The organism is Pseudomonas sp. RP-B7 (assembly GCF_059803535.1).
In genome coordinates, this window is record NZ_JAPFHC010000046.1 from 38,340 (window position 1) to 45,588 (window position 7,249).

Annotated in this window: 6 protein-coding genes; 1 reads left to right on the forward strand and 5 read right to left on the reverse strand. The window is 63.7% G+C overall.

Annotated elements, in window-relative coordinates; all coding sequences use genetic code 11:
- Nucleotides 1-67: 67 nt before the first annotated feature.
- From OPU96_RS27195 to pedF, 5 genes are all read right to left on the reverse strand, one after another.
- Nucleotides 68-1,843, reverse strand: a complete 1,776-nt coding sequence (locus tag OPU96_RS27195) for a PQQ-dependent methanol/ethanol family dehydrogenase (protein WP_192296681.1) — start codon at nucleotides 1,841-1,843, stop codon at nucleotides 68-70.
- Nucleotides 1,844-1,950: 107 nt separating this feature from the next.
- Nucleotides 1,951-2,880 carry a quinoprotein relay system zinc metallohydrolase 1 gene (locus OPU96_RS27200; protein ID WP_498560039.1) on the reverse strand — a complete coding sequence of 310 codons (930 nt, stop codon included), beginning with the start codon at nucleotides 2,878-2,880 and terminating at the stop codon, nucleotides 1,951-1,953.
- A gap of 16 nt (nucleotides 2,881-2,896) precedes the next feature.
- Entirely contained in the window at nucleotides 2,897-3,646 is a 750-nt protein-coding gene (locus OPU96_RS27205; protein ID WP_305391157.1) for a quinoprotein dehydrogenase-associated SoxYZ-like carrier, read from the reverse strand.
- The gene (locus OPU96_RS27210) at nucleotides 3,643-4,518 is read right to left on the reverse strand and encodes a substrate-binding periplasmic protein (RefSeq protein ID WP_226457753.1); all 876 of its coding nucleotides are present in this window, start codon (nucleotides 4,516-4,518) and stop codon (nucleotides 3,643-3,645) included. The genes OPU96_RS27205 and OPU96_RS27210 overlap by 4 nt, the downstream gene beginning before the upstream one ends.
- A gap of 3 nt (nucleotides 4,519-4,521) precedes the next feature.
- Nucleotides 4,522-4,983: a cytochrome c-550 PedF gene (pedF, locus tag OPU96_RS27215; RefSeq protein WP_226457752.1), complete on the reverse strand. Its 462-nt coding sequence runs from the start codon at nucleotides 4,981-4,983 to the stop codon at nucleotides 4,522-4,524.
- A 255-nt stretch (nucleotides 4,984-5,238) separates the two neighbouring features.
- Between pedF and exaA the strand changes: the two genes are divergently transcribed.
- The gene (gene exaA, locus OPU96_RS27220) at nucleotides 5,239-7,134 is read left to right on the forward strand and encodes a quinoprotein ethanol dehydrogenase (RefSeq protein WP_498560040.1); all 1,896 of its coding nucleotides are present in this window, start codon (nucleotides 5,239-5,241) and stop codon (nucleotides 7,132-7,134) included.
- Nucleotides 7,135-7,249 lie beyond the last annotated feature (115 nt).

The window sequence follows — 7,249 nt, forward strand, 5'->3', positions numbered from 1 at the left end:
GTAAAGAGCCCCCGCTACCGGGCGAATGCGCCGTTGGCAGGGGGGCTATGGTCATTTGGTCGTAGAACTAGTGCTTGGCCACCAGTTCCTTGGGCAACTTGAAGGTCCAGAGCATGCCGCCCTGGTTGAAGTCCTTCACGCGCTTGGCCACTTCACCGCCCCACAACGGCACCGCGCCACCCCAGCCGGAGACCACCGAGACGTACTGTTCGCCGTCCATGTCCCAGGTCACAGGCGAACCGAGCACGCCGGAGCCGGTCTGGAACTCCCAGACTTTCTCGCCGGTCTTGGCGTTGAACGCTTGCAGGAAACCTTCCGGCGTGCCGGTGAACACCAGGTTGCCCTTGGTGGTCAGCACCCCGCCCCACAGCGGCGCGAAGTTCTTGTGGCGCCACACTTCCTTGCCGGTTTTCGGGTCGATGGCGCGCAGCACGCCGATGTAGTCCTCGTTCAACGGCTTGATGGTGAAGCCCGCGCCGAGGAATGCCGCGCCTTTCTTGTAGGCGATGCCTTCGTTCCAGATGTCCATGCCCCACTCGTTGGACGGCACGTAGAACAGCCCGGTGTCGCGGTTGTAGGCCATCGGCATCCAGTTCTTCGCACCGAGGAACGCCGGCGCTACGAACACCGAAGTGCCCTTGGTTTCACTGCCCGGCGCGCCGGGGCGGCTGGCTTCGTTGTAGATCGGCCGACCGTTCTTATCAAGGCCGGTGGCCCATGTGATCTTGTCCACGAACGGGAAGCCACGGATGAATTTGCCGTTGGTGCGGTCCAGCACGTAGAAGAAGCCGTTGCGGTCGGCGGTAGCCGCCGCTTTGATTTCCTTGCCGCCTTCGGTGTAGTTGAACGAGATCAGCTCGTTCACGCCGTCAAAGTCCCAACCGTCGTGAGGGGTGCTCTGGAAGTGCCATTTGATGGTGCCGTCGTCCGGGTTCAGCGCCAGGCGCGAAGACGAATAGAGGTTGTCGCCCGGGCGTAGATGGGAGTTCCACGGCGCCGGGTTGCCGGTGCCGAACAGCAGCAGGTTGGTTTCCGGATCGTAGTAGCCGCCCAGCCACGGCGCCGCACCGCCGGTCTTCCACAGGTCGCCGGGCCAGGTCTTGCCCGCCTCGCCGCCGGAAATACCGTTCTCCACCGCCTTGCCGTCCTTGTACACGTAGCCCATATGGCCTTCGACAGTCGGACGGGTCCACAGCAGGTCGCCGTTTTTCGGGTCATAGGCTTCGATCTTGCCGACCACGCCGAACTCGCCACCGGCCACGCCGGTGATCAGCTTGCCGTTGATCACCAGGGGCGCGGCGCTGATGGAGTAACCTTCCTTGTGGTCGGCCACCTTCTTGCTCCACACCACCTTGCCGGTGTCCTTGTTCAACGCCACCAGCTTGGCATCAAGGGTGCCGAAGAACACCAGGTCGCCATACAACGCCACGCCACGGTTGATCACGTCGCAGCACGGACGGATGTCATCGGGCAGGCGCGCGTCGTATTGCCAGAGTTTCTTGCCGGTGCGCGCATCCACCGCGAACACCCGCGAATAGGAACCGGTGAGGTACATCACCCCGTCCTTGACCATCGGTTGCGCCTGCTGGCCGCGCTGTTTTTCGCCGCCAAACGAAAACGCCCAGACCGGGCGCAGGTCCTTGACGTTGTCCACGTTCAGCGTGTCCAGCGGGCTGTAGCGCTGGCCCTGCACACCGAGGCCGTTGGTGACGATCTGCTCGGGGTTTTTCGGGTCCTGGAGAATGTCCTGGTCGGTCACGGCGGCCAGGGCCTGGCCGGATAACAGGATGGCACCGAGCAACACACTCAAGGCGAAGGGTTGGCGGCGTGCGGGTTGGGTCATGACGGCTACCTCTGCGGTTTTTTGTTATACCCGGGAAATTTTCCCGGTCTGGTGCAGATTCTTGGGCGCAGGGGCCGCCGTCACAATTGACCGCAGTATCGAGTTTGCTAGTTCCTTAGTAGCGGGTGCATCTGCTCGCGCTCGTAGCGCGGGTACAGGTGGCTGACGCTGCGGATCAATTCGTAGCGGGCAAGGCTGATCGCGGCGAAGCGCTCGGGGATCGGGCTGCGGATCATCTCGCTCATGTCATTGCCGTTGGCGGCGCCGTCGCGCAGCAGTTGATCGAGCCAGCTCAGGTAGTCGCGCATCTGTTCGAAGGGCTGCGCATCCGTGGCGATCGGGCCGTGACCGGGCACCACCAGGGTCCAGGGCAAACCTTGCAGGGTGGTGATGTCGGCCAGCCAGGCGGCGAGTCCGGGGCTGTTGGGGGTGGTCAGGGCGCGTTGGTAGAAGACCAGGTCGCCGGTAAACAATACGCCGGTGCTCTGGTCCAGAATCGCCAGGTCGGCGCCGGTATGCCCGGTCAGCGCCAGCAGGCGCAGATCATGATTACCGAAGCTGCGCCCCCCCGGCTCCAGTACTTCGCTGGGCAACACCACCTCGGTGCCGCGCATCCAGTCGCCGACCATGCGATAGAGGTTTTCCGCCATGCTGTCGCCTTGCTCGTGCAACAGCTTTGTGGTGTCGGCCAGGGCGCCAATGGGCACGTCCTTGAATGCCTGATTGCCCAAGGCATGGTCGGGGTGATGATGGGTCAGCAACACCTGGATCACCGGTTTGGACGTGACACTGGCGATGGCCTGGCGCAAGGCTTCGCCGTAGCGTCTGGACGGCCCGGTATCGATCACCACCACGCCCGCCTCGGTGACGATAAACGCCACATTGACGATATTGCCGCCATTGGCCTTGGCGAAATTCTCGGTGCTGCCTTCCAGCAGCCAGGTGCCTTCGGCGATCTGCCGGGGTTTGAGGGCATAGTCCATGTCGGCCACGGCGGGCAGGCTCAGGGCCAGGCATAACAACAGTATCCAGCGCATGCCGCGCTCCTTCTGGTCAGGGGATGGCCGCGTCGAACTGGTTGCCACTGTTGTCGCGCAGCACCAGGCGCGTCTGCCCGGCGCCCTCGATGTCGAACGCCAGGTTAGGGTTCTCGCTGACCGCCGGGAACAGCTCCAGCTCGGCCATGACCTGGCCGTTGTCCCCAAGCAGTTGGGCGTGGTTGAGGTAAAACTCGGGGATGCCGCTGACCATGCCGTTGTCCATCGGGTGCGCAACCTGCACGCGCACGCGGCTGTACTCGCCACGGGGATAACGCCCGCCGAGTACCTCGCCGATATGCTCTTCCCACCCCGGCTGGGTGCGCACCACGCTCGGCGCGGTGCAGCCGCCGCCTGCCGCGTCGATCAGGGTCGAGCCGACGTGCCACACGCCGTCATCGGTCAGCACCGCGGCGCGCAGCGGCGTGGCCTGTTCGATGCGGATGCGCAGCGACAGCCAGGGCAACACCCCGGCCTTGGGTTGGAAGTCGACGATTTTTGGCAGCGGGTTCAGCTCGGCCCAGGCGAAGATGCGCACCACCCGGCCCTTGAAGGCCCGCGCATCGATTTCCAACGGTACCTGCCGCGCGTCTTCGGCGAACGGCGGCGCCAACAGCTTGACCCGCTCGTCGAACACGAACGGCGCGTCGTTCAGGAACTGCTTGTGATAGAACGCCCACATCACCGATGGCACCGGATCGACCTCACTGGCGGGCGCGGCCAACGGCAACAGGCAGGCCAGTAACACCGTCAGGCGCCAGTTCATTGGTACATCTCGGGCACTTCGTAACGCAGGCCGTATCGGCTGTAGATCGCTTGCAGGCTGCCATCGCGGATCAGGCCTTCCAGCGCTTCCTCCACGGCATAGGCCAGTTGCCGATTGCTTTCATGCACCGCCATGCCGATCTCCCAACGTTGCCGCCCCATGTTCGGGTAAGCGTTTTGCGCCAGGGCCAGTTGCGGGTCGTTGGCCTGATGCACCTGCCAGTCAATCTCGCCACGCATCGCCATCACCGCGTCGACCTCCCCGGCCTTCATCGCCGCAAAAGCCTGGGGCACGTTGGGATAGTGACGGGTCTTGCGCGCCAGCATGCCGTTGAACACCGAGGTCAGGTAAAACGACGGCACGCTGTCGACTTCGACACCAATGGGGTGTTCCTCGAACACCGCCACGCTGGCGACCTTGTCCAGGCGGCGGCGGTCGTACGCCACCTGCCATTGTTCGTTCTGGTACGGCCCGAACATCACCACATGGCCGTTTTCCAATTCACCCTGGTCGTTGCGCCGCTGCGCGTATTCGTGGTCGTAAGGCGCGCGCAGCATCAGGTCGGCCAGTTGCTGGTTGTGCAACGGGCTGCCGCGCCAGATGTAGTCGCGCAGGTCGTCGTCGAGCTTCTCGCCGGCCGGCGCCCAGATCAGCTTCAGTTGCACGCCCAGGGCCTTGGCCAGCGCCTGGGCCAACTCCACGTCCACCCCGCGCGGGGTGCCGCCGTCGTCGAAACTGTAGGGGGCAAAATCCTTGTACACCGCCACCTTCAACTCGCCGGCGGCGATCATCTGGTCATAGCTGCGCACCTGGGCCTGTGCCGCCTGGCAGCACAGCAAGGCCAGGCCGAACACGACGCTGAGCAGGCGCATGGCTTACTCCTCGACGCGCACGGAATCCAGGTACGTACGCACCGCCCACAGGGCTTCCTGGCTCAGGTAGTCGGCCATTTTCGGCATGTACACGCGGCCGTCACGCACGGCACCGTGGCGCACGCGCTCGACAAACCACTCATCCCCGGCGTCACCTTCGTCGAGCATGCGCAGGTCGGGGGCGATGCCGCCGGACTTGGCTTCCAGACCGTGGCACGCGGCGCAGTTCTGGTTGTAGGCGGAGGAGCCGATTTCGACGGCCCTGTCGTGCTCAGGGGACTTGCGATACGGGTTGTTGGCGGCCCAGCCATCGGCGTCGAGCGGTACGCCCGCATCCTTGATCGGCGTCAGTCCTTTGGTCTCCACAGCCTGGGGCACCACGTTGCCATGGGCCCAGACGTTACCCACACCGATCACACCCACCAACAGGCCGGCCACGAGCAAGGCATTGCGTTTTGTTGTCATTATTTTTGTCCTCAGGATTGCACGCAAACCTCATTGCAGAGGCTATGGCAACCATCTTAGGAACCCGCCGTCCCGCACCGTATGCTGCTTTGGTGGTCGCGTCCTACTCCCTTGGTAGTAGGGCTTGTGGGGCACGTCCAAATCAGCGGCGGTTCGGGAAGTCTTCCCGGCAACAGCGGGAAATTTTCCGTATCCAGCCAGCGCCTCGGCGCACCACCCTGTGCAGGCCAAAACCTCAACTGGGAACTGCAAACCATGACAATAAGATCGCTCCCCTCCCGCTCCCCCATAAGCCTTGCCGTGCAAGCCTTTTTGCTGGTGGGCAGCCTGTCCTTCAGTGCGGCAGGTTTTGCCGCCGCCGAACCTGCCGCCAAGCAAACGCGCAACGTCACCTGGGAAGACATCGCCAACGACCACCTGACCACCAAGGACGTGCTGCAGTACGGCATGGGCACCAACGCCCAGCGCTGGAGCCCGCTGGCCCAGGTCAACGACAAGAACGTATTCAAGCTCACGCCGGCCTGGTCTTACTCGTTCGGCGATGAAAAACAACGCGGCCAGGAATCCCAGGCCATCGTCAGCGACGGCGTGGTCTACGTCACCGGCTCGTACTCCCGCGTATTCGCCCTCGACGCGAAGACCGGCAAACGCCTGTGGACCTACAACCACCGCCTGCCAGACAACATTCGCCCGTGCTGTGACGTGGTCAACCGCGGCGCAGCGATTTTCGGCGACAAAATCTACTTCGGTACCCTTGATGCGCGCCTGATCGCCCTCGACAAAAACACCGGCAAAGTGGTGTGGAACAAGAAGTTCGGCGACCACGCCGCCGGCTACACCATGACCGGCGCCCCCGTGCTGATCAAGGACAAGGTCAGCGGCAAGGTGCTGCTGATCCACGGCAGCTCCGGCGATGAATTCGGCGTGGTCGGCCAGCTGTATGCGCGCGACCCGGACACCGGCGAAGAGGTGTGGATGCGCCCGTTCGTGGAAGGCCACATGGGTCGCCTGAACGGCAAGGACAGCACCCCGACCGGCGACGTCAAGGCGCCTTCGTGGCCGGATGACCCGACCACCGAAACCGGCAAGGTCGAGGCCTGGAGCCACGGCGGCGGTGCACCTTGGCAGAGCGCGAGCTTCGATGCCGAGACCAACACCATCATCGTCGGCGCCGGCAACCCCGGCCCGTGGAACACCTGGGCGCGCACGTCCAAGGACGGCAACCCCCACGACTTCGACAGCCTCTACACCTCCGGCCAGGTCGGCGTCGACCCAAGCACCGGGGAAGTGAAGTGGTTCTACCAGCACACACCAAACGATGCCTGGGACTTCTCCGGCAACAACGAACTGGTGTTGTTCGACTACAAGGGCAAAGACGGCAAAGTGGTCAAGGCCACCGGCCACGCCGACCGCAATGGTTTCTTCTATGTGGTGGACCGCAACAACGGCAAGCTGCAAAACGCCTTCCCGTTCGTGGACAACATCACCTGGGCCAGCCACATCGACCTCAAGACTGGCCGCCCCGTCGAGAACGAGGGCCAACGCCCAGCCAAACCGTTGCCGGGTGAAACCAAGGGCAAGCCGGTGGAAGTCTCGCCGCCGTTCCTCGGCGGCAAGAACTGGAACCCCATGGCCTACAGCCAGGACACCGGCCTGTTCTACATCCCGGGCAACCAGTGGAAAGAGGAATATTGGACCGAAGAGGTCAACTACAAGAAGGGCTCGGCGTACCTGGGCATGGGTTTCCGCATCAAGCGCATGTATGACGACCACGTCGGCACCCTGCGGGCGATGAACCCCACCACCGGCAAGGTGGTGTGGGAGCACAAGGAACACCTGCCGCTGTGGGCCGGCGTGCTGGCGACCAAGGGCAACCTGGTGTTCACCGGCACCGGCGACGGATTCTTCAAAGCCTTCGACGCGAAAACCGGCAAGGAGCTGTGGAAGTTCCAGACCGGCAGCGGCATCGTCTCCCCGCCGATCACCTGGGAACAGGATGGCGAGCAGTACATCGGCGTGACCGTTGGCTACGGCGGCGCGGTGCCGTTGTGGGGCGGCGACATGGCCGAGCTGACCAAGCCGGTGGCACAGGGCGGGTCGTTCTGGGTATTCAAGATTCCGAGTTGGGATCTGAAAACCGCCCAACAATAACCCTTACAAGGTGGCTGTAGTGAGCGGGCTTGCCCCGCGCTGGGCGGCGAAGCCGCCCTAAGACCAGACACCTCGGTCCCTCTGAAACACCGCGGCGGACCGTTTGGGGCGGCTT